Annotated in this window: 18 protein-coding genes; 12 read left to right on the top strand and 6 right to left on the bottom strand. The window is 69.6% G+C overall.

The features are described from left to right. Positions 1 to 40 precede the first annotated feature (40 nt). The 4 genes from ACSU6L_RS04345 to ACSU6L_RS04330 form a co-directional block, all read right to left on the bottom strand. Positions 41 to 1,408 (bottom strand): flavin monoamine oxidase family protein, encoded by a 1,368-nt coding sequence (locus ACSU6L_RS04345; RefSeq protein WP_437053696.1) that lies wholly within the window; start codon positions 1,406 to 1,408, stop codon positions 41 to 43. Beyond that, positions 1,383 to 1,796 carry a hotdog domain-containing protein gene (locus ACSU6L_RS04340; RefSeq protein ID WP_437053694.1) on the bottom strand — a complete coding sequence of 138 codons (414 nt, stop codon included), beginning with the start codon at positions 1,794 to 1,796 and terminating at the stop codon, positions 1,383 to 1,385. Before ACSU6L_RS04340 ends, ACSU6L_RS04345 begins: the two co-directional genes overlap by 26 nt. After that, complete coding sequence (locus ACSU6L_RS04335) at positions 1,793 to 3,454, bottom strand: flavin-containing monooxygenase (RefSeq protein ID WP_437053692.1); 1,662 nt, start codon at positions 3,452 to 3,454, stop codon at positions 1,793 to 1,795. Before ACSU6L_RS04335 ends, ACSU6L_RS04340 begins: the two co-directional genes overlap by 4 nt. 119 nt (positions 3,455 to 3,573) lie before the next feature. Beyond that, positions 3,574 to 4,545: an alpha/beta hydrolase gene (locus ACSU6L_RS04330; protein WP_437053690.1), complete on the bottom strand. Its 972-nt coding sequence runs from the start codon at positions 4,543 to 4,545 to the stop codon at positions 3,574 to 3,576. Between the two features lie 167 nt (positions 4,546 to 4,712). Between ACSU6L_RS04330 and ACSU6L_RS04325 the strand changes: the two genes are divergently transcribed. From ACSU6L_RS04325 to ACSU6L_RS04300, 6 genes are all read left to right on the top strand, one after another. Continuing rightward, positions 4,713 to 5,375 carry a hypothetical protein gene (locus ACSU6L_RS04325; RefSeq protein ID WP_437053688.1) on the top strand — a complete coding sequence of 221 codons (663 nt, stop codon included), beginning with the start codon at positions 4,713 to 4,715 and terminating at the stop codon, positions 5,373 to 5,375. Beyond that, positions 5,368 to 6,741, top strand: a complete 1,374-nt coding sequence (locus ACSU6L_RS04320) for a glutamine synthetase family protein (protein ID WP_437053686.1) — start codon at positions 5,368 to 5,370, stop codon at positions 6,739 to 6,741. Before ACSU6L_RS04325 ends, ACSU6L_RS04320 begins: the two co-directional genes overlap by 8 nt. Further along, positions 6,738 to 7,544, top strand: coding sequence for a gamma-glutamyl-gamma-aminobutyrate hydrolase family protein (locus ACSU6L_RS04315; RefSeq protein WP_437053684.1), 807 nt, complete (start codon positions 6,738 to 6,740; stop codon positions 7,542 to 7,544). Before ACSU6L_RS04320 ends, ACSU6L_RS04315 begins: the two co-directional genes overlap by 4 nt. Further along, positions 7,544 to 9,952, top strand: a complete 2,409-nt coding sequence (locus tag ACSU6L_RS04310) for an AMP-binding protein (protein ID WP_437053682.1) — start codon at positions 7,544 to 7,546, stop codon at positions 9,950 to 9,952. Before ACSU6L_RS04315 ends, ACSU6L_RS04310 begins: the two co-directional genes overlap by 1 nt. A 106-nt stretch (positions 9,953 to 10,058) precedes the next feature. After that, positions 10,059 to 11,156, top strand: coding sequence for a Zn-dependent alcohol dehydrogenase (locus ACSU6L_RS04305; protein ID WP_437053680.1), 1,098 nt, complete (start codon positions 10,059 to 10,061; stop codon positions 11,154 to 11,156). Positions 11,157 to 11,184: 28 nt separating this feature from the next. Continuing rightward, a complete protein-coding gene (locus ACSU6L_RS04300) occupies positions 11,185 to 12,648 on the top strand; it encodes an aldehyde dehydrogenase family protein (RefSeq protein ID WP_437053678.1) in 1,464 nt (487 codons plus the stop codon). Between the two features lie 16 nt (positions 12,649 to 12,664). On the opposite strand, the gene ACSU6L_RS04295 is transcribed toward ACSU6L_RS04300, so the two are convergent. Next, the gene (locus ACSU6L_RS04295; RefSeq protein ID WP_437053676.1) at positions 12,665 to 13,276 is read right to left on the bottom strand and encodes a TetR/AcrR family transcriptional regulator; all 612 of its coding nucleotides are present in this window, start codon (positions 13,274 to 13,276) and stop codon (positions 12,665 to 12,667) included. Positions 13,277 to 13,462: 186 nt separating this feature from the next. On the opposite strand from ACSU6L_RS04295, the gene ACSU6L_RS04290 reads away from it, so the two are divergent. The 4 genes from ACSU6L_RS04290 to ACSU6L_RS04275 are packed head-to-tail and all read left to right on the top strand — an operon-like array spanning position 13,463 to position 17,539. Then, positions 13,463 to 14,158, top strand: coding sequence for a transporter (locus tag ACSU6L_RS04290; RefSeq protein ID WP_437053674.1), 696 nt, complete (start codon positions 13,463 to 13,465; stop codon positions 14,156 to 14,158). A 43-nt stretch (positions 14,159 to 14,201) separates the two neighbouring features. Then, complete coding sequence (locus ACSU6L_RS04285; protein ID WP_437053672.1) at positions 14,202 to 15,542, top strand: NAD(P)/FAD-dependent oxidoreductase; 1,341 nt, start codon at positions 14,202 to 14,204, stop codon at positions 15,540 to 15,542. Between the two features lie 31 nt (positions 15,543 to 15,573). Beyond that, a complete protein-coding gene (locus tag ACSU6L_RS04280) occupies positions 15,574 to 15,933 on the top strand; it encodes a hypothetical protein (RefSeq protein ID WP_437053670.1) in 360 nt (119 codons plus the stop codon). Positions 15,934 to 15,937: 4 nt separating this feature from the next. Further along, positions 15,938 to 17,539: a sodium:solute symporter family transporter gene (locus ACSU6L_RS04275; RefSeq protein ID WP_437053668.1), complete on the top strand. Its 1,602-nt coding sequence runs from the start codon at positions 15,938 to 15,940 to the stop codon at positions 17,537 to 17,539. Here the strand turns inward: ACSU6L_RS04275 and ACSU6L_RS04270 are convergent. Then, positions 17,532 to 19,673, bottom strand: coding sequence for an ATP-binding SpoIIE family protein phosphatase (locus tag ACSU6L_RS04270; protein WP_437053666.1), 2,142 nt, complete (start codon positions 19,671 to 19,673; stop codon positions 17,532 to 17,534). The genes ACSU6L_RS04275 and ACSU6L_RS04270 overlap by 8 nt on opposite strands. 295 nt (positions 19,674 to 19,968) lie before the next feature. Between ACSU6L_RS04270 and ACSU6L_RS04265 the strand changes: the two genes are divergently transcribed. Continuing rightward, positions 19,969 to 20,814, top strand: coding sequence for an MIP/aquaporin family protein (locus ACSU6L_RS04265; protein ID WP_437053664.1), 846 nt, complete (start codon positions 19,969 to 19,971; stop codon positions 20,812 to 20,814). Between the two features lie 66 nt (positions 20,815 to 20,880). Further along, the gene (gene glpK, locus ACSU6L_RS04260) at positions 20,881 to 22,398 is read left to right on the top strand and encodes a glycerol kinase GlpK (RefSeq protein WP_437053662.1); all 1,518 of its coding nucleotides are present in this window, start codon (positions 20,881 to 20,883) and stop codon (positions 22,396 to 22,398) included. The last annotated feature ends 16 nt before the right edge of the window (positions 22,399 to 22,414 follow it).

Here is a 22,414-nt window from a genome sequence, read left to right as displayed (position 1 = left end):
GGTTCTTGGTGAATGGAGGAACGCGGTGCGCGTCGGATCGTCAGCGCACCGGGCGGGAAAGGCTCGCCAGGGCCTGCTCTGCGGCCCGCTCACCCGACGAGGCCGCGTCGGCGAGTGAGGGCATGTCGAGCTGGTAGTCACCGGCCAGGTGGACGGGGCCGAGGTGCCGGCGCAGCGTCGGCAGCGAGGCACGCCCGCCGGGCGCCCAGAACGGCACGACCCGGTGGTGACGCCGCACGATCCCCTCGTCGAGCTTCCCCCCGAGTTCCGGGTAGAGCGAGAGGAGGTCCGTGGTGAACCGGGTGACGATCTCCTCGTCGGTGAGGTCGAAAAGCCTGTCGGCCGCCGCGCCGCCCGCGAAGCAGGCCAGCGCGCCGCCCGGCTTTCGCGGGCCGGGACCGCGCCCGGCCGCGGCATGGTTGAACATCGCCTGGAACGACAGCTGCGGCGTCGACACGGCGATGTAGTCGTCCCACCGCTGCGGGCCCTCCTCGCGGGTGAAGTAGCCCACCACCACGTACCGGCCGTAGCGGATGTCCTCGAACGCCGCCCGATACGCGGGCGGGAGGCCGGGCATGATCCTCACCGCCACGTCACCGGGAACGGCCACGATCGCACGGCGGGCGCGTATCCGCGCCGGCCCGTTCTCGTCCGCGTAGTCCACGACGACGCCGTCCTCGGTCCACTCCACCGACCTCACCGGCGAGTCGAGCCGCAGCCGCTCACCGAGGTCGGCGGCCAGGACGTCGGTGAGGGTCTGGTTCCCTCCCTCCGGCAGGGAGAAGTTCGGTACCTTCGCCGGGTCCGTGAGGAGGATCCCCATCGAGATCGCGAACTGGGTCGCCGCCGTCTCCTCCGGCTCGCATCCCATCCATTGCCCGGACCAGGACCGCACCATGGCCCGCGCGACGTCGGAGTGAACGCCGCGCAGCACGTACGACGCGGAGCGAGCGTCGAGTGCCGCCCGGACTCGCTTCGCCAGGGGATTGCCGGGGTTCATCGCCAGGAACGGCACGGCCGCGAGGATGCGAGCGCCGACGGCCGCCAGTCCGACCCGGTCCATGAGGGTCATCCGGGAGCGCAGCATCAGGCCGAACGGATTCGATGTGTCGACCTGCTTCCCGTTGAGCGCGAGGGCCACTTTCTTGCCCGCCAGCGTCCCCATGGGGATCCGGTGGCGTTCGAGGGCGTCGATCAGGGCACCGGTTCCCTCGGTGAACTGGGTACCGAGGTTGATCCAGTGGTCACCCTGGCGAACCGACTCCACGCGCCCCCCGGCCCGGCCGGCGGCTTCGAGCACGACGACGTCCCGATCGGACAGGGCGGTCGCCGCCATCAACCCCGCCATGCCGGCACCGACCACGACGAACTCGCACGACTCTTCACGTACGTGGCTCGATGTATTCATGGCTCCCTCCACTTGCTTCCGTGATTGCGCTGGCGGGGATGACGCCCGTGCCTCGGGCACGAGTGGCGACGATGGGCTCGGCGAGTACTTCCGCCCGGCCGGTCTCGTCCAGGGCTCGGCAGATGATGCGCAGTTCGAACTCGACCGTTCGGCTCCGCTTGCCCTTGGCCGCGAGGCGCGCCTCGACCTCGACGATGTCTCCGCCGCGGATCGGCGCGAGGAACTCGACCGAGGAGTACCCGGCGAAGAGGCTCTCGTGGCCGTCGGTGGTGATCGCCAGGTGTGTTCCGGCATCACCGAACAGCTTCAGGCTGAACGCACCGTCGACGAGGTTGCCGGCGTAGTGGGCGTCGGAGTGGGCGACGTACCGCTGATGGACGACCTTCACGCGATTTCCTCGTCGATGCGGCCGATCCGGCGGGCGATCGCCTCTCCGCCGATCCTGATTCCGGGGTAGCCGCGCTTGGCGATCTCGGCGCACATGCGGCGGTACTTGCCGACGCCGCCGACGTAGCCGAGGAAGGTGGCCGGCTTGCCGGTCACGTTGGAGCCGCGGTACCAGGAGTCGGTGGTGGCGTACAGCGTCTGGTTCACCGTGGCCTCGGTGATGTTCACCCAGTCGTCCTGGGCCTCGGGGGTGGCTTCGACGACATCGCCGCCCTCTTCCTTGGCATGGGCGATCAGGTCGGTGATCCAGTCGACCGCCTGCTCGATCGTCACGACGACGTTGCTCGCGAGGGCGGGGCTCTGCGGGCCGCCGATCATGAAGAAGTTGGGGAATCCCGCGGTCATGATGCCCAGGTAGGTGCGTACGCCGTCACGCCACGCGTCCTGGAGCCTGCCTGCCTGAGGTGTCTTGACGTTGAGCGCGTACAGGGGTCCGGTGAAGGCGTCGAAACCGATCGCGAGAACGATGGCGTCGACGTCGTAGGACCCGCCCTCGGTGACGATGCTGCCGGACGTCATGGTCGAGATCGGCTCGTCACGCAGCGAGACGAGCGAGACGTTCGGACGATTGAACGTCTCGTAGTAGTCCGTTCCGAAACAGCTGCGCTTGGCGCCCAGCGGGTGGAACCGGGGCTCGAGCAGAGACGCGGTCCGCGGATCACGGACGATCTGGCGGATCTTCTGACGCACGAACTCCGCCGCGGTCTCGTTGGCCTCCGGGTCGGTGAGGAGGTCGGCGAACTCCGCGCCGACGCCGAGGAATCCGCTGCGCTCGTAGGCCCGCTCGTAGCGCTCCCGACGCTCCTCGTCGGAGACGTCGAAGGCGCGATCGGTCACGGGGCGGTCCGGGATTCCGCCGGGGGACTGCCGGCACTCCTCGCGAATGGCGGGGTAGTTCTTCTTGATCCCGGCGACGGTCTCCGCGGGTATCGGGGCGTTGCGGGCGGGGAAGACGTAGTTGGGGGTCCGCTGGAACACGGTCAGGTGGGCCGCGACCTCGGCGATGAGCGGGATGCACTGCACACCCGACGATCCCGTGCCGATGACGGCGACCCGCTTGCCGGCGAGCTCGTCGAGCGAGATCGTCCAGCGGCTCGTCGACACCGTCAGCCCGGCGAAGTTCTCCAGGCCGGGCACGTCGAAGTCCTTCGGCGTCGACAGTCCGCCCGAGCCGGCCAGCAGATAGCGGCCACGGCGGGTGTCGCCGGAGTCGAGGGTCAGCTCCCAAAGGCGCTCGTCGGGAAGCCAATCGGCCGCGACCACTTTGGTGTTGAACCGGAAGTGCCGTCGAAGGTCGAAGCGGTCGGCGACATGGTTGATGTAGCGAAGGATCTCCGCCTGCGGGGCGAAGCGCTCGCTCCAGGTCCACTCCTGCTGGAGTTCCTCGCTGAACGAGTACGAGTAGTAGACGCTCTCGACGTCGCATCGGGCGCCCGGATACGTGTTCCAGTACCAGGTGCCGCCGACGTCGGGGGCGGTCTCGTACCCGGCGACGGTCCAGCCCTGCTCGGCCGCCTTGTAGGCGGAGTAGAGGCCGGAGAACCCGGCGCCGATGCACAGGACATCGACGACGGGGGCGGTGGAGCGGGTGTCGGTCATTGGTCTCTGCCTTCTCGTGGTCCCAGGGGCTGACAGACGGCACGGAGGTAGTCGTTTGACTAGGTCGAATGACCAAGAATGTAGCTACGGACGGTGACCCCGTCAATGCCCGGCGGCCGTCAGGAAGCGGCGGCGGTGCGGCGCAGATGCCGCACCACGTCGTCGATCGCCGCGTCGGTCCGGGCGAAGACGCCGACCTCGGTGAAGAAGCCGTGGAACACGCCCGAGTGGCGGACGGAGGTGGTGGGTACGCCGTCGTGCCGCAGTCGTTCGGCGTACGCCTCGGCGTCGTCGCGCAGCGGGTCGACCTCGGCGGTGAGGACCAGGGCCGGCGGCAGCCCGTTCAGGGACGCCGCTTTCATGGGGGCCGCGTACTCATCGACGCCGCCCTGGCGGCCGGGGCCGATGTACTGCTCCCAGAGCCAGCGCGCATCGGCTGTGGTCAGCAGGGGCGCGTCGGCGAACCGGGTCCAGGACGGCGTGGAGAACCGGTCGTCGACCGCGGGATAGACGAGGATCTGTGACGCCGGGAGCGGGAGTCCGTGGTCCCGGAGGTGGAGGCAGAGCGCGGCGGCGAGGTTGCCGCCGGCGGAGTCGCCGCCGACGGCGATCATCTCCGGGTCGATGCCCGAGTCCCGACCCGACCCGCGCAGCCAGTGCAGCGCGTCGAGCGCGTCCTCGAGGGCCGCCGGATAGGGGTGCTCCGGGGCGAGCCGGTACTCCAGGGAGAGCACCGCCCAGCCGGACCGGCCGGCGATGGCGCGGCACACCTCGTCGACTCCGTCGAGGGTTCCGAGAACGAATCCGCCGCCGTGGAGATACAGCAGCGCCGGCCGCAGGTCCCCGGCCGTGGAGCCCGGTGGGTGGTAGAGGCGTGCGCGCAGTGGTCCGGAGCGGGTCGGGACGGTCACCGCCCCGACCCGGTCGAGGGGTGTCAGCGGACGGCCGGACGGTGTGCTCGCGAGCAGTTCGCGCGCCGCCCGGGCGCCCAGCTCGCGGACAGGTGCGGGCAGTGCCTCGGTGATCGCCTGGGCGACGAGCAGCGCGTCGGCGTCGAGGTGTTTCCAGCTCGGGGGGACGGGCTTGGCCATGCGCGGGGCCTTTCCGGCGAGGGGTTACGGGGGTGTTGACACGTTGCGGTCCGTGCCCCACCATCCTAGTCACCCGTTTGAGTCACATGACTAAGAAATCGGGATGGCCAGAGACCGTGCGGCGCCCCTACGGGTCGCGTGGTTCGTGAAGTCGAAAGGACCGAAGGATGGCCGAAACCATGACGGCCCCCACGCCGACCTCGGCGTGTGCCGCAGAGGTCGACATCAGGATCGAGGACGACGCCAGTCCCCTCGTGCGGCTGGTCGGCCGCACGCTGGGCGACTCCGCCCGGACCGGGCACGCCGTCGACACCCTGAACAGGTCGACCGGCACCGTGGCGATCCACTCCCACGACACGCCGCAGACCGCGACGATCACCTTCGGTGACAACGGAATCGACGTCTCCAGCGGCCTGCCGGCCGAACCGGACGCCGCCCTCACCGTCGACCTCGACGCGCGCTTCGCCCCGACGGCGGATCCCGCCGGTGACGCCGACCTGGCCGAGGCTGTCCTGCGGGCGCTCACGCCGCCGCTGCCCGCATGGCGTGATGCCGCTCAGCGGTTCTGGGACACGACACGTTCACTGCCGGGCATCCCCGACGTGCTGATCGCGGTCACCGAGGGGCCCGAGGGCCTGGAGCAGGCCGTGCTCGGCGACGGTCCCACGCAGTACCTGATCGCCGGAGCTCCCGAGACGCTCGCCGGCGTGTTCTCCGGTGCCGACGACCTCCTCGCCGTCCTGTCCTCGGGTGCCCTGGGCATCCAGGGCACCATGTCCCAGCTGTCCGTGATGGTCGGCGCCTCCTGGAAGGTTCGTTACGATGTCTGACCTCCGCACCACGGCCACGAGCGCGCCGCTTCGCGACTCCGGCGCGCGAGCCGTCCGCCTCGAGGCGACGAACCCGGAGGGATGTCTCCTCGGCAAGAACGTCTCGCCCGCGAAGTTCGCCGCGGGCAAGGACTCGGGTTTCCCCTTCGCGGATCTCCTGTTCGGCCTCGACCTCGGCAACCTTCCCACCTTCGGTTCCGCCTACCCCGTCTGGCGCGGCCACCTCGACGACGTCTACCTCCGCCCAGACATGTCGACCCTGGTCGAGTGGAAGCCGGGCCTGGACTCGGTCATCGGCGACTACTGGCTCAAGGACGGCACGCCGGTCCCGATCTGTCCGCGCAACCTGGTGCGGAAGATGGTCGATCGTCTGGCGACGCACGGATTCACCGCGACCGTCGCGGTCGAGATCGAGGCGACCGTCTTCGAGGAGCCGATCCACGAGGCGCGCGCCCGCGGTTACCGCGGCCTGACCCCCTTGGGCGGCAGCGCGGGCACGGCCTACCACCTCGCCAAGTCGAAGGACTGGACCGACTACATGAACGCCGTGGCCGACCGCCTCGACGAGGTCGGCATCGCGTGGGAGGCCTGGAGCGACGAGGACGCCGCCGGTCAGATCGAGCTCAACCTCGCACCGGGCGACCCGGTCAAGGTCGGCGACGCCTGGGCACGGACCCGCCAGATCATGCGCGAGGTCGCGTTCGAGCGCGGGCACAGCGTGACCTTCATGGCCAAGCCCACCGCCGGTTACGGCCAGGCATCCCACATCAACATCTCCCTGCAGCGCGACGGCGCCAACGCGTTCCACGCCGAGAACGGCCCGTCGGACACGATGCTGCACGCCATCGGCGGGCTGCTGGCGACGATGGAGGGCAACACCTCGATCGTGCTGCCGCAGATCACGTCGTACCGGCGGCTGGTCGACCTCAGCGGACCACCCGTCACGATCAGTTGGGGGATCAGCAACAAGACCGCCGCGGTGCGCGCCGTCTGCGGACACCCCACGTACTCCCGTCTCGAGTACCGCCTCCCGGGCGCCGACGCGAACCTCTACCTCGCGCTCGCGGGCGTGCTGGCCGGCGTCGTCGCCGGTGTCGAGCGGAAGATCGACCCGCCCGAGCAGGTCACCGAGATGGCGTGGTGCCTGCCGCCGGGTCTGGGCGTCGAGCGGGTCCCGGACACCATCACGAAGGCCGCGGCGGCCCTGGAGGCCGACCTGGTCCTGCGCGATCTTCTCGGCGGCGAGTTCGTCGACTACTGGATCGCGTCGCGCAAGTGGGAGTGGATGCAGTTCCACACCGCCGGCGGCGACCCGTTCGCCGAGCTCTCCGAGTGGGAGTCGACTCGCTACTTCGAACTGCCGTGAGCGGGCGTGAGAACGCCGTGACGGTGCGCCCGGTGATCGGCATCACCGGGCGGCGGTACCGGCTGCACCTGATCGAGGGAGCCGACGAACGGTACGGCGACCGATGCACCGACAGCTACATGTCGGACTTCGCGAGCCGCGTCGCGCTGGCCGGTGGACTCCCGGTGCACCTGTCGTACGACACCGACGCGACGGACATCTGCCAGTGGCTGTCCGGTGTGGTGATCACCGGCGGACAGGACGTCCATCCGGCCTGCTGGGGCGGCGACACGACACCGGTCCGCGACATCGACCCGCGGACGGACCCGATGGTCCACGACGTGGCTCGGGACGAGTACGAGATCGGCCTCGTCCGAGCCGCGCTGGAGCGGGGAATTCCCGTGCTGGGCGTGTGCCGCGGCCTGCAGGTGCTCAACGTCGCCCTCGGCGGCACGCTGATCGCGGATCTGCCGCCCGGCTCCGTGAGCCACCTGTCGGCAGAGGCCGCGCCGACCGACGGCACCCTCGATCACCTCGTGACCTTCGAGGAGGGCTCGATCGCCGCCGGCCTGTTCGGCGGGCACGCGGTGACCAACTCCTGGCACCACCAGGCCGTCGACCGCTGCGGCACCGGCCTGGTCGTCACCGGACGGACGAGCGACGGCGTGATCGAGTCGGTGGAGCTGCCCGGCGCTCCGGTGCTCGGAGTCCAGTGGCACCCGGAGTGGATGAAGAGCGCGGACCCGACGATCACATGGATCGTCCAGGCCGCGGCGGAGCTGCTCGCGGCCCACCGCGGTGAACAGACGCACAGGAGCTTGTGATGACGGAGAACGTGGCAGTCGGGCAGGCGGATCGCACGCACCCGCGTCCCCTGCCGGTCGTGAAGCCCGGACAGATCGGCGCGGACCCCACCGTCCCGACCCTGACCGAGCTGCTGTCACGGCGCGCACAGGACACACCGGAACGGGAGTTCCTGCGCTTCGGCGAACGGTCATGGAGCTTCGCCGACATCGACGCATGGACCTCCAGGCTGGCACACCGGCTGATCGAGATCGACGGCGTACAGCCGGGCGACCGTGTCGCGATCATGCTGCCGAACGTCGTGCACTGGCCGGTGGTCTGGCTCGCGGCGCTGAAGGCCGGAGCGGTCGCGGTTCCGGTCAACTCCTCCTACCGGCGGGGCGATCTCGCCTTCGTCCTCCGGGACTCGGGTGCACGCGTCGCGTTCACCGACTCCGAACGGGCCGGTCTCATCGCCGACGTCATGGCGACCGAGGACGGGCCCGGCGGCCTTCGTGTCGTCGACGTCGCAGACGACGGGGCCGGCCCCTTCCCGCGGAGGGCGCCGGCAGTGCCGGTCGATGCCGGGACGCTGGCGAACCTGCAGTACACCTCCGGTACGACCGGCTTCCCCAAGGCGTGCATGCTCACCCACGACTACTGGGTCCGGTTGGCCTGGATCTGCGCGGCGGCGACCGGACTCGGCAGCGAGGACGTGCTCCTGACGGCGCAGCCGTTCTCCTACATGGATCCGCAGTGGAACACGGCGCTCGCCCTCACGGTCGGGGCCCCGCTGGTCGTGCTGCCCCGGTTCTCCGCGTCGACCTTCATGGCCGACGTCCGCCGGCACCGCGCGACCTTCTTCTACGTCCTGGGGTCGATGCCCACCCTGTTGTTCAAGCAGCCGCCCACGCCCGAGGACCGCGACAACGCCGTGCGCCAGGTGCTCTGTTCGGGCATTCCCGTCTCCCTGCACGCGCAGCTGGAGGAACGATGGGGCGCGCCCTGGCGGGAGATCTACGGGATGACCGAGTCCGGAGTCGACCTGTTCAGCCCGTTCGCCGACGCCGGCGCCGTCGGGAGCGGGAGCCTGGGGCAGCCGGTGCCGACCAAGCAGGTCCGCGTCGTCGGTCCCGACGGCGCCGAGGTGCCGGCCGGCGAACCCGGTGAACTGGTCGTCTCGGGCAAGCCCATGATGAGCGGTTACTGGAACCGCCCCGAGGAGACGGCCAGGGTGCTGCGCGACGGCCGGCTCCACACCGGTGACGTCGTCGTCCGACGGGCCGATCAGGGCATCCAGCTGGTCGGCAGGATCAAGGACATGGTGCGCCGCGGTGGTGAGAACGTCGCGAGCGCCGAGGTCGAAGCCGCCCTGGAACGCGACGACGTGGTCGTGGCGGCCGCGGTCGTCGCCGAGCCCGACGAGACCCTGGGCGAGGAGGTCAAGGCCTTCGTCCAGCTGGCGGCCGGCGTGCCGGGCGATCGTGCGACGGCTGAGGAGGTCGTCGAGAGGGCCGGCAAGGAACTCGCTCGCTTCAAGGTGCCGCGCTACGTCGAGTTCGTCGCCGACTTCCCCCGGACGCCGTCCGAACGCATCTCCAAGCCGGCCCTCAAGGCGCGCGCCGCAGAAGCTCCCGGCGTGACGTACGACCTCGGTGCACGGCGGAACAAGACGGGGGCACGAGCCGCGTCCGGCAAAGGATTCCTCGACGTCGACGTCGTGCGGGGCGTCGCGGTGCTGACGCTCCGGCGTCCCGAGAAGCTCAACGCCATGGACGTCGCCACCCGGCTGCGGCTGGCAACGGCCGTCCGTGAGTTCGGGACCGGCGACAGCGTGCGCGGGATCGTCCTCACCGGCGAGGGGAGGGCCTTCTCCGCGGGGGAGGACCTCCAGAGCGCTCCGTCCACGGACGCTGAGCTCCGCGAGGCGTTCGAGAGCTTCCACGACATCACCCGGGCCATCCTGCAGACGCGGGTACCCGTCGTCGCGGCTGTCAACGGACTCGCGGTCGGAGGAGCCTCGGAGATCACCCTGTGCTGCGACGCCCGCATCGGAACCCGGGCGACGGAGTACTACCAGCCGGAGAACGGCCGGGGTCTCACGATCTCGAACGCTTCCAGCGTGCTGCTCGGGCGCCTCGTCGGCAGCCATGCGATGCGCCTGGTGCTCGGATCACCCCGGATCGGAGCCGACGAGGCGCTGCGGATCGGGCTCCTGCACGAGATCGTCGAGCCCGACGCCCTGATCGGCCGGGCCGTCGACACCGTCATCGAGTGGACGCCCGAGGGAAACACGACGGCCCTCCACCTGGCTCTCCTGCGCCCTCGGGCCGAGGAGATCGAAGCGGCCTTCGGTCGTGAGGACCTCGCCGCGAGGAAAGCATGGGACAGCGGTGTCCTCAGCGCGGGGATCAAGAGCTTCTGGTCCGCCAAGGGCACCGGAGCGTAAGCCCCGCCCCGGGCGCACGGGGGCACCGGCGCGTGAGCTTCGCCCTGGGGCTCGCCATCACCTTCGACAGAGCAATGCCACCGGAACCGAAAGAGGGGACGTCGACATGATCGACACCCAGGCCGCGGTACTCGCCGCGGTCGACGAACCGCTCCAGCTGACCGACATTCAGGTGGACGACCCGGAGCCGCACGAGGTGCGCGTCGCGGTCACGAACGTGGGGCTGTGCCACAGCGACCTGCACTACATGACGGGGACGGTTCCGACCGGCCTGCCGGTCGTGGTCGGGCACGAGGTGGCGGGCGTGGTCGACGCGGTCGGGGCGCAGGTGTCCGGCCTGCGTCCCGGTGACCGCGTGGTCGGCGCGCTGACCCCCTCCTGCGGCCGCTGCGTCAACTGTGAGGCGGGGCGGTCGACGCAGTGCCGGCGCGTCGAGGAGATACGACGCCGTCCGCGGCCGGCGTTCCGGACCACGGACGGCCGGCCGATCGAGCGGCTCGGCGACATCGGGGCGTTCTCCCGGCACACCCTCATGCGTGAGAACGCTCTGGTGAAGCTCCCCGACGACATACCGCTGCACATCGGGTGCCTCCTGGCCTGCTGCGTCGTCACCGGCGTCGGCGCCGTCTTCCGCGGCGCCCAGGTGAGGCCCGGCAGCACCGTCGCGGTCATCGGCTGTGGCGGCGTCGGGTCGGCCATCATCCAGGGGGCCAGGCTCGCCGGCGCGTCGGCGATCGTCGCGATCGACCTGGACGACGAACGGCTCAAGGCCGCGCGCGGCTACGGCGCGACCCACGTCATCAACGGCGCACGCGGCGACGTCGTCGCGGAACTCCACCGCCAGTTGGGCGACGGAGCGGACTACTCCTTCGAGGCGGTCGGCTCGGCGCGTACCGCGGCGACGGCCGTGGCCCTCCTGCGCCCTACGGGTACCGCGTGCCTGGTCGGGATCGCCCCCGGAGGGACCGAGCTCAGCATCCCGGCCTCGGACTTCTTCTTCGAGGAGAAGCGACTCATCGGCTCCTACATGGGCTCCGGCCAGGCACGGCAGGACATCCTCCAGCTCGCGCGCCTGTACCAGCAGGGACGCCTGCTGCTCGACGAGATGGTGACCCGCGTCATCCCGTTCGGCGAGATCAACGAGGGCTTCGAGGCGATGAAGTCCGGTGACGTGACCCGCATCGTCGTCGACCTCCAGTCCTGACCGACGAGTGAACGCAGAGGTGAACTCCATGGCGAGCAACCAGATCACGATCCCCCAGCCGGTGAACCACATCGCCGACGACTGGAGCGAGTGCCCGACGGTCGACGACGCGTGGAACGTCGACCCCAACACGCGCGAACCCGTCCACCGACTCGTCACGACAGCACCCGACGATCTCGACCGGGCGCTGCGGCACGCGGAGCGCGTGTACGACACCGGCCGCTGGGACGAGGACGCCCGGTACGAGCGCGCCGGCATGCTCGAACGGGTCGCCGCGATCATCGAGACCCGTGCCGAGGACATCGCACGGACGGACTCGCTGACCAGCGGCACACCCATCAGCGTCACGCGCAAGGTCGCGGCCTTCCTGCCCGCGAGGATCCGGGCGGCGGCGTCCGACCTGGTGAACATCCCGCGCGTCACCGCGCTGGCGGCCGGCGGCCGCGACGTCCGCCTGCACAAGGTGCCGTGGGGCCCGGCCGCGATCCTCACGCCGTGGAACGGGCCGAGCTTCATTCCCGCCGCCAAGATCGCCAGCGCGATGGCGGCCGGCTGCCCCGTCATCCTCAAACCCTCGGAGCACGCGCCCGGCAGCGCGCAGATCATCGTCGAGTGCTTCGTCGAGGCGGGCCTGCCCAGTGGCGCGCTGCAACTGGTGCACGGCGGTGGCGACGTCGGAGCCAGGCTGACCGCCGACCCGCGCGTCAAGATCGTCTCGTTCACCGGCGGACCGGGTGCCGGCCGCGCCATCGCACGGGCCGCCGCGGAGGACTTCAAGGTCCTGCAGCTGGAGCTCGGCGGCAACAATCCGGTGCTCGTGCTGGACGACGCCGACCTCGACGTCACCGCCGACGGCATCCTCGACGGCATGACCAAGCTCAACGGTCAGTGGTGTGAGGGGCCGGGCAAGATCCTCGCTCACCGCAGCCTGGCCGGCCCTCTTCTCGAGGCGTTGACCGAGCGGATCTCCAAGCTCGTCGTCGGTCACTCCCTCGACGAGAACGTCGAGATCGGCCCGATCTCCAACGCGCCGCACTTCCAGACGCTGCAGAGCAGGATCGAGGGCCTGCGCGGACTCGGGGCGAGCATCCACCGGCCCGCCCGGCTGCCCGGGCTCGACGGCTTCTTCATGTCGCCGACGGTCGCCGCCGGCGCCGACCCCGCTCAGGCCACCGCCGAGCTCTTCGGTCCGGTCGTCTCCCTGCACGCCGTGGACTCCGCCGAAGAGGCGTTGCGCCTCGCCAACGCCCATCCCTCGGGCCTGGACGCCTATGTGTTCGGCGCCGACACCGACCGCGCGATCGACATCGGCTCCCGCGTCCTGGCCGGCGAGGTGCGCGTCAACGGCGCCAAGCTCGCCGACCTCGGTGAGGAGTCGGCTCAGAGCTTCTGGGGCCCGGCCGGCATCGGCGGCCACGGGCCGGCGGAGTCGGTGCGCGTCTTCTGCGGCGACCGGGTCGTCGGCGTCGACTCGCCCGACCTGCCGCTGTGACAGCCCTGCACGGCGGTCACGATGCCACGGGCGTGGATCCGAGCCGAACCGCGAGCCAGCTGTCGAGTACCGAGACGGTGATTTCCATGTGCTGCGTGGCGGCGGACCGATCCCCGTAGGTGTACCAGTTCAAGGCGAAGCCGTCGGCCAGGGTGGCGATGACATAGGCGATCTGGTCGATGGTCTCCGGTTCGACCGGGTGGTCCGAGGGAGCGTCGCGCAGCACGGCGCGCACCGTCTCGAGGGCCTGGTCGTACACCGCGATACCGCGCTCTCCGTGCTGACGCCGCGCCCAGCTGATGAGTTCCATCGTGGCCGCGGTGAAGCTGGCCGACTCGAGGTAGCACTCCATGACACCGCGCAGGAGTTGGCGCGCCGTGTCCTTCAGATCGGAGTGCGGATCGCTGTTCTTGACCACCTCGCGGAACCTGCCGGACACGAATGTGTAGACATCGGCGAAGAGGTCCTCCTTGGAGTCGTAGCAGTAGTGCAGCATCGCCAGGTTCGCCTGAGCCTGCTCGGCGATCCGTCGGGTCGTCGCGCCGTCGATGCCGTGGGCCGCGATGACTTCCACAGCGGCGTTGATGAAGTCGCTGCGCCGTTGGGCGACGGAGATCCGGCGTGCCACGAGTCCTCCCGTTGCAAGGCATCCACGCAGTTGGACGCTTGATTAAGTCGCTGACCAGCCTAACAGCCGCGCCCGCGGCCGAGCCCAACTTCTTGGTCATCCGTCTTGAACACCTGACTAACACCCCTCCCCGAAATCACCGCCTTCAGCGCAGAGGCGAAGGCACGACCCGAAGGAATCAATGACATGAAGGAACTGCTCTTCATGCTGGCCGATCTCTGGATGATCTTCGCCGGCTTCCACTTCGGATGGAAGTTCATCAGACGCTACAACAATTACCTGCTCGGCCTGGAATGGATGATCGTCGCCACGTCGGGCTCGAACTTCCTCCTCTGGGCACTTCTGAGCGGAGACGAGAACAGCTTCCTGTACAACATCGCGTACTTCTTCGACGCATTCTCGCGATCCGTCGGCATCACCCTCATTCTCGTCATGGGCCTGATGGGCGTGACACACCGGTACAAGCCGACGGTCGTGGTCGACATCGCCGTGTTCGCACTGGCCATCGGCGCCGGCCTGTATCTCCAGCAGTTCCGCGGCCACGAACTCCACGTCGGCCCGGCGACGTTCTACGTCGTCGTCAACGCGCTCACGACCCTTTTCCTGGCCTACTTCTCGTGGCGGCTCTGGAAGATCGGTGCCAAGGGCCTCGCCGTCGGCGCCGGGCTGGCGACCGCGGCCGCCTCGGTGATCGCGATCACCTACGACTTCTTCCCGCTCCAGGCAGACGACGAGCACCGAACGCTTTTCTACTCGGCCGCGCTGGCCACCTGGGGATTCCAGATGTTCGTGTACTTCATCGCCTACCGCGCGCTGCACGACCACAACGTGGCGACGGGTGCGGAACCGGTTGCGAACGGCCAGAGGGCCGCTCGGGCCTGAGCAACGCACCAAAGGCCAGGGCACATTCGCGAGGAGCGATCAAATGAACACCGACAACGTCGAGTACACCACCTTCAGCGGCTGGGTCGATCCGCCCGCAGACATCCAGCCGGCCCTGACCGGTGATCTCACCTGTGAGGTCGCGGTGGTCGGCGGTGGCCTCGGAGGCATGTCGACGGCGCTGCGACTGGCCGAACGCGGTCAGGACGTGGTGCTGCTGGAGGCCGAGTTCTGCGGACACGGCGCCAGCTCTCGCAACGCGGGACAAGTGGCGGGTGCTCCAGGCGGTGACCTGCAACTCCTCAATCTGCTGTACCGCAAGAAGATGCCCGGCATGGTCCGCCTCGCCGAGCGCGCCGCGCACCACGTCGAAGAGCTCGTCAAGACGTACGACATCGACTGCGACTACGAACCGACGGGCAACGTCTTCGCGGCGGTGTCTCGTGGGCAGATGGGCCGAGTGCGCCGTGTGACCAGGATCCTTCAGCGCGCCGGCGGCCACGTGGAATCGGGCACCAGCGAAGAACTCGGAATCCCCCGCGGATTCCTCGGCGGGATGCGCGAGGTGGTCGGGGGAATGATGAACCCCGGCAGGTTCACCTCGGGCGTGCGCCGCGCACTGCTCGGCTCGTCCGCGCGAGTCTTCGAGCGGACGAAGGTCACCGATGTCACGCGCGACCGCGGTCAGGTGGCCCTCACCACGCCTCAGGGGGTGGTGCGGGCGCGCCAAGTGGTTCTGGCGACGAACGCGTACGCAGGGGAGTGGGACATCACTCCTCCACGGCTCTCCGTGCCCATCTGGGTCATCGAGGTGGAGACCGAGCCCATCGATCCCGCCCGGCTGGCGGCACTGGGGTGGACCAGTCGGTCGGGACTCGTCACCCAGCACGCCATCATGGAGAACTACCGCCTGACGCCGCGCGACACCATCGTGTTCGGCGTCCGACGGCTCGAGCGTGGCACGACGTATCCCCTCCCGCGGAAGCAGCCGGACCCGGCGCTCGTCGAAGAACTCGCCAGGGCCTTCGCGACGCGGTTCCCGGCTCTGTCCGACGTCGCGATCGAACGTGCGTGGGGAGGATGGATCGCGATCACCTCGTCCTGGCTTCCCCTCGCCGGGCAGATCGGCGACAACGTCTTCTACTCGATCGCCTGCAACGGCCACGGCCTGGCCCAAGCGCCCTACGTCGGATCCCTCATCGCCGATCTGATCGTCGACGGCGAGCGACACGAGGACCTGGAGGGAGTGTGGAGGAAGAAGCCGGTGTTCCCCCGCCCGATGATGATGGGCCCGCTGGGACTGCGCACCATCTGGGCCGTCGACCGTTTCAACGACCTGGTCAACGGAAGCCGGCGCAACGCCCGACGAGGCTCGGTTTCCTGAACCCCCGCACCCTTACCTACAAGAGAGTTCCGTGCGCTCCTACTTCGTTCCGAAGCCGCCCGGTGAGCCGGTGACGGACGTCCGTCCGCAACGCGTCGACCTGCACCGCCGCGCCGTACGCCGTGCCCAGCTGGTGTTCCTCGCCCTCAACGCGGTGCCCTTCGCCCTCGGTGTCGTGCTGTCCTGTGCCGCGGAGCTCGCCGCGGCTCCCGTGTACGGCCGGTTCACGCTGGGCCTCGGCTGGGGAATCCTGCAGCTCGGCGTCTTCGCCGGCAGCGTCTGGTGGTACGAGAACCGGGGGATGCGGGTGTGTGACCTCCTCGAACGGCCCCTGGTGTCCGGGGCCTCCAGTGCCTCCAGTGCCTCCGAGCCGACGAGTCCCGGGCGGTGACCCGGTGACCTGGTACCTCCTGAGTTCGAGCGGACACGACCCGATCGGTTCGGCGGCGAGAGGCCCGGTGCTGATCGCGTTCTTCGTCTTCATCGGTCTGGCCCTGCTGTGGGTCTTCACTCTGGCCACCCACGACGACCACCCGGAAAGGCTGTACATCGCCGACCGGTCCCTCTCGCCGGTCTTCAACGGGTTCGCCATGGCCGGCGAACACATCTCCGTCCTCACGCTGTTCGCGACCACCGGGGCCGTAGCTCTCTTCGGCTACGACGGTTACGCCTCCGCCGTCGACAGTGTCATCGCACTCGGACTGCTGCTGCTCCTCGCGCAGAAGATCCGCGACAGTGGCCGCTACACACTCGGCGACCTCTTCTCCCTGCGGGCGTCCGGTTCGGCGCCGCGCATCGCCGCGGCCGTGGTGACCCTCGCCGTCACGCTTCCCATGCTCGTGCTCCAGCTGCGGGCCGGCGGCATCATGTCGGCCATGCTGATCGGCATGTCGACCGACGCGGCCCAGGTGCTGTGCACGGTGCTGATGGGCGGGCTCGTCGTCTGCTTCGCCGCGGTGGCGGATCTCAAGGGCACCAGCCGCATGCACGTGGTCAAGGTGGTCATCACCCTGGCCACGCTCGCGGTGCTCACGGCGCTGTCCCTGCGGAAGTTCTCGTGGGACGCGGGCAGCCTGCTCTCGGCCGCGGTGGACAAGAGCGTGGCGCCCGGCGACTACCTGGGCCCGGGGCTCTGGGCACACATACCGAGCCTCGTGCCCCTCAACATGGTCAGCGATCACCTCGTCCAGATCCTCGGGACGGTCGCGATGCCACACCTGATCCTGCGCATCGCCGCGTCCCGGAGCGGCCGCTCGGCACGGCGATCCATGAGCATCGCCGCGGGCCTGACCGGTGTCTATTTCCTCCTCCTGATCGCCACGGGCTTCGCGGCCGCGGCGGTGGTCGGCGGCTGGGGAATCGGCATGGTCGACGCCAATGGGCAGGCCTCCCCGATCCTGCTCGCCTCCGGCGTCCTGCCGAACGGCTCCGCCACGCGCGCCGCGCTGATCACCGTCGTGGCCTGTGTCGCTTTTCTGGTCGTCCTCACGACCGTGACCAGCGTGGTGTTCGCGGCCGCGGTCTCCCTGGCCCACGATGTGTTCGCGCGCGCCGACTGCCCTCGCACCACCACCACCCGGCAGGTGCCCGTCCTGCGTCTTGCCATCGTCGCCCTGGGCGTCATGGGTCTGACGCTGTCAGCGGCCGCTCATCGGTACTCGCTGGAGTTCCTGGCCATCTTCTCGATGAGCGTCGCGGCCTCATGTGTGGCCCCGGTGGTCATCTACTCCTTCTTCTGGAAGGGGTTCGACCGCAGAGGACTGGTGTGGTCCGTCTACGGAGGGCTGCTGCTGTGCACCGTCCTGACGATGTTCTCTCCCACCGTGTCCGGATCCGCGTACGCACTCGTGCCGGGGGCGGATTTCAACTGGTATCCGTTCCGCTCACCGGGCCTGGTCTCCATACCCGCGGCGTTCCTCCTCGGGTGGCTCGGCAGCAGGAAACCGGGCCGGCGTCCGGTTCACACCGAGAGACGGGTGGAGCAGGACGTCATCTGATCCTGCCGTCCGCCTCGGTCGGCAGGGCCTGTTCCGCCCAGATCACCTTGCCCTCGCGGCTGTGCCGTGTGCCCCAGCGCTCGGCGAGCTGAGCGACCAGCAGCAGCCCGCGCCCGCCCTCGTCGAAAGTGCGGGCGTGGCGCAGGTGCGGGGAGGTGCTGTTCGTGTCGAAGACCTCGCAGGCGAGCGTGGACTGCAGGATCAGCCGGAGCTGGATCGGCCCCTTGCCGTAACGGATCGCGTTGGTGACCAGTTCGCTGACGATCAGTTCCGTGGCGAAGGACAGCTCCTCCAGCCCCCAGGCGGCGAGCGTCTCGGAGGTGTGGCCACGCGCGCCCGCGACAGCCGCCGGGTCCGAGGGCAGGTCCAGCGTGGTGACATGGCCGGGGTCCAGGGCCCGGGTCCGCGCCACCAGCAGGGCGACGTCGTCGGAGCGGTCGACGGGCAGTACGGCGGTCAGCAACCGGTCGCAGATCTCCTCCGGTGTGTCCGGTCCGTCGGTGAGGGCGTCGCACAGTGCGGCGCGTGCGGAGTCGACGTCACGGTCACGGCTCTGGATGAGGCCGTCGGTGTACAGAGCCAGCAGGCTGCCCTCCGCGAGCTCGAACTGCGCCGTCTCGAAGGGGAGTCCGCCGAGGCCCAGGGGCGGGCCGATCGGCATCTCGGGGAAGTCGACCGCCCAGGTGGCGTCGACGCCCTGGACGGAAGGAGGGGTTGCCACGGCCGGCGCCACATGTCCGGCGCTGGCCAGTGTGCACAGGCGGGACACCGGATCGTAGACCGCGTAGAGGCAGGTGGCGCTCAACTCGTCGTCGTGCCGCGCCTCCTCGCGCTGGAGGCGGATGACCACGTCGTCCAGGTGGGTGAGGAGTTCGTCGGGCATGAGGTCGATGTCCGCGAAGGACCGCACGGCCGTGCGCAGGCGGCCCATGGTGGCGGCGGCGTGCAGACCGCGGCCGACGACGTCGCCGACGACGAGGGCGACCCGCGCTCCGGACAGCGGGATCACGTCGTACCAGTCGCCGCCCACGCCGGTCCGGGCACCGCTCGGCAGATAGCGGGACGCCGTGTCGACGGCGGCCTGCTCCACCGCGCGCTGCGGCAGCAGGCTGCGCTGGAGGGTGAGCGCGGTGGTGCGCTCCTGGCTGTACCGGCGGGCGTTGTCGATGGACACCGCCGCCAGTGCCGCGATCTCCTGGGCCAGCAGAAGGTCGTCGTCGTCGAAGGGAGGCGCGGTGGCGCGGCGGAGGAAGTGGGCGAGGCCCAGGATGTTGCCGCGGGCCCGCAGGGGCAGCAGCAGGGCGGAGTGCCGGCCGGACGCGGGCGTCGTGACGCGGAGCAGGCGCGGCTGCCCCGAGGCCAGAGCGCGCGCCGGTTCCGACTCCGGCGGGTAGGTGTGCGTCCGGCCGGTGGCGACCGGCAGGTCCACGTCGTCGTCCAGCGCCGAACGCCGGGCGATCCGACGCAGCACCGGCGTGCGCGCGGTCGGCTCGGGCGGATGGGCGTCGCCGTCGTGGAGCAGGGAGTCGAGGAGGTCGACGGTGACGAGGTCGGCGAAGTCCTCGGTGCCGAACTCCGCCAGCTCCTCGGCGGTACGGGCGGTGTCGAGACTGGTACCGATCCGCCGACTGGCCTCGTTCGTCAGCAGCAGCCGTTGCTGCACCCGCCGGTCGCGCTCCTCCTGATACACCGCGACGACCTGCTCCGAGCCGCGGTCGACGTACGCGAAAGCCGCGCCCACCAGCCGCGAGGCCGCGGCGTTCGTCAGCTCCCAGTCGTCGCTGAGCCGCGCGGCCTCGCCCTGGACCAGCTGGACCAGGACCATGTGACCGAGGCGGTAGGAGCGCAGCAGCCGGCTGATCGGCACCCCGCGCCGGGCGGCCTGCCGGGCGAGCTCCAGCGCCTCGGCCGGCGCCTCGACCTCCGCCGCGTCGATGCGCCCTTCGAGCACGTCGAGGAACCTGGTGATGTGCCCGGCCGTCTCCTCCAGCGCGAGCCCGGCGAGCTCCTCGTGCTCCCACAGCTCGGGCATGTCCACGCGCAGTCGCCGCAGCAGCAGGTCGGCCGACTCCTGCGCCCGGGGCCTGAGCTCCTCAGCCAGACGACGGAGGAACGCGTCGACATCGATGCCCATACCGGAAACGTACCCAGGCTCCCGAAACCGCGCCCCTCCAGCGTGGCCGGCAGGCGCGGCCGACGCCGCGCTCGGTCCTGCGCGGCGACACCATGCGTCCCAGAAGTCAGCGAGGGGTCAGTGCGAGCCCTGAAACAGCTGATCGACCGGCCTGTCGGCCAGATGATGAACGTCGGTGACGGGGATTTCGTGGGCCGGGGCTCTCGCAGGGCGACAAACTCTTGATCGGCTTACGATGTGTGAAGAGATCTCCGGCAAGTCGGCTACCGATTCAGTCGGCGGGAGGCGGGATTCCATGGCCCGTAACAAAGACGCATCAGGGCTGGTGGCGGAGCTCTTCGCGGAGTTCGCAGGCACCATGGTGCTCATTTTGTTCGGCTGCGGTGTGGTGGCTCAAGTGGTCGCGGGTGGAGCGCTCACCACTCCACCGGGCGGTCTGGGCGACCACGACAGCATCGCCTGGGCGTGGGGGCTCGGCGTGACCCTCGGTGTGTACGTGGCGGCACGGATCAGCGGCGCCCACATCAACCCCGCAGTGACACTGGCCCTCGCCGCCTTCAAAGGATTCCCCTGGAAGAAGGTGGCACCCTACGCCGTCGCTCAGACCGCGGGCGCCTTCGTGGCCGCTCTGCTGGTGCGATGGAACTACACAGAGGCGTTGGCGAAGGCGGATCCAGGGCACACGATCAAAACGCAGGGAGTCTTCTCGACCCTGCCCGCCAACGGCAACACGAACCTGCCGGTCTACGAGTGGGGTGCGTTCCGTGACCAGGTCATCGGCACGGCGATCCTGCTGATGCTGGTCATGGCGGTGACGGACCTGCTGAACAATCCCCCGGGCGCGAATATGGCCCCGTTCATCGTGGGACTTATCGTGGTCGCGATCGGCATGGCCTGGGGCACCAACGCGGGATACGCGATCAACCCGGCACGTGACTTCGGCCCACGCCTGGCGAGCTATATCACCGGGTACGGCGGCGCGTGGCGAGATCAGTACGGCCAACTCTACTTCTGGGTGCCGATTGTGGGACCGCTGATCGGTGGCCTGGTGGGTGCGTTCATCTACAAGTTCTTCATCGGCCGCTTCCTGCCGGCCGCGAAACCCGAGCCTCCGGGCCGCGTCCCGGCCCCGGAAGGCTGACCGGCCCAGCGGCCCAGCGGCCCGGCGGCGCGCAGCCCCGGTTCTCTCCGGAGAGGGAGTCAACTCATGGCGGACTTCGTGGGCGCGGTGGACCAGGGAACCACCAGCACTCGGTTCATGATCTTCGACCACGACGGCAACGAGGTGGCGAAGCACCAGCTGGAGCACGCCCAGATCCTTCCGCGCTCGGGCTGGGTCGAACACGACCCCGTGGAGATCTGGGAACGCAGCAACACCGTGATGCAGACCGCCATGCGGGAGCGCAACCTGTCCGCATCGGACCTGGCGGCGATCGGCATCACCAACCAGCGGGAGACGACCGTGGTCTGGGACCCCCGGAACGGCCGCCCGTACTACAACGCCATCGTCTGGCAGGACACCCGCACCGACTCCATCGCGGCGGCACTCGAGCGGGACGGCCGCGGCGACGTCATTCGCCGGAAGGCGGGCCTCCCCCCGGCGACCTACTTCTCCGGCGGCAAGATCCAATGGATGCTGGAGAACGTCGACGGCCTGCGCGAGGCCGCCGAGGAGGGCCACGCACTCTTCGGCAACACCGACTGCTGGGTGCTGTGGAACCTGACCGGCGGGCCGGAGGGCGGAACCCACGCCACCGACGTGACCAATGCCAGCCGTACCATGCTCATGAACCTGGAAACCCTCGACTGGGACGACGAGCTGCTCGGTTTCTTCGGCATCCCGCGGGCGATGCTGCCACGCATCAATCCCTCGTCCCATGCCGACGCCTACGGCCAGGCGCGCACCTCCCGGCCGCTGCGGGCCGCCATCCCCATCACCGGTGTACTGGGGGACCAGCAGGCTGCCACCGTGGGCCAGGTGTGCTTCGCTCCCGGGGAGGCCAAGAACACCTACGGCACCGGCAACTTCCTCGTGCTCAACACGGGCACGGAGCTGGTGCACTCCCAGCACGGGCTGCTCACCACGGTGGCGTACCAGCTCGGCGACGGCCCGGCGGTCTATGCCCTCGAAGGCTCCATGGCCGTGACGGGCTCGGCCGTACAGTGGCTGCGCGACCAGCTGAAGATCATCCGTAGTGCGGCGGAGAGCGAGCAGCTGGCGGCGACCGTGGAGGACAACGGCGGCATGTACTTCGTGCCGGCCTTTTCCGGCCTGTTCGCGCCCTACTGGCGTTCCGACGCCCGAGGAGCGATGGTCGGGCTGTCCCGCTTCCACACCGGCGGCCACATCGCACGGGCCACGCTGGAAGCCATCTGCTACCAGAGCCGCGACGTGGTGGAGGCCATGGAGCAGGACTCCGGTGTCCATCTGGACGTGCTCAAGGTCGACGGCGGGGTGACCGCCAATGATCTGTGCATGCAGATGCAGGCCGACATCCTCGGCGTCCCGGTCAGCCGTCCGGTCGTCGCCGAGACCACCGCGCTGGGTGCCGCCTATGCCGCCGGGCTCGCCACCGGTTTCTGGCGGAGCGAGGACGAACTGCGCACCCACTGGCAGGAATCCAAGCAGTGGCAGCCGCGGTGGAGCGACGAGCAGCGCGCGGAAGGGTACGCCGGATGGAAGAAGGCGGTGGAACGAACCCTCGACTGGACAACGGTCGAATAGTGGCTTCAGGCGGCCG

This window comes from Streptomyces sp. enrichment culture, from assembly GCF_964272855.1.
Taxonomy (GTDB): domain Bacteria; phylum Actinomycetota; class Actinomycetes; order Streptomycetales; family Streptomycetaceae; genus Streptomyces.
Note: the sequence above shows the minus strand (reverse complement) of the source record. Positions and strands in the feature narration are given on the sequence as shown.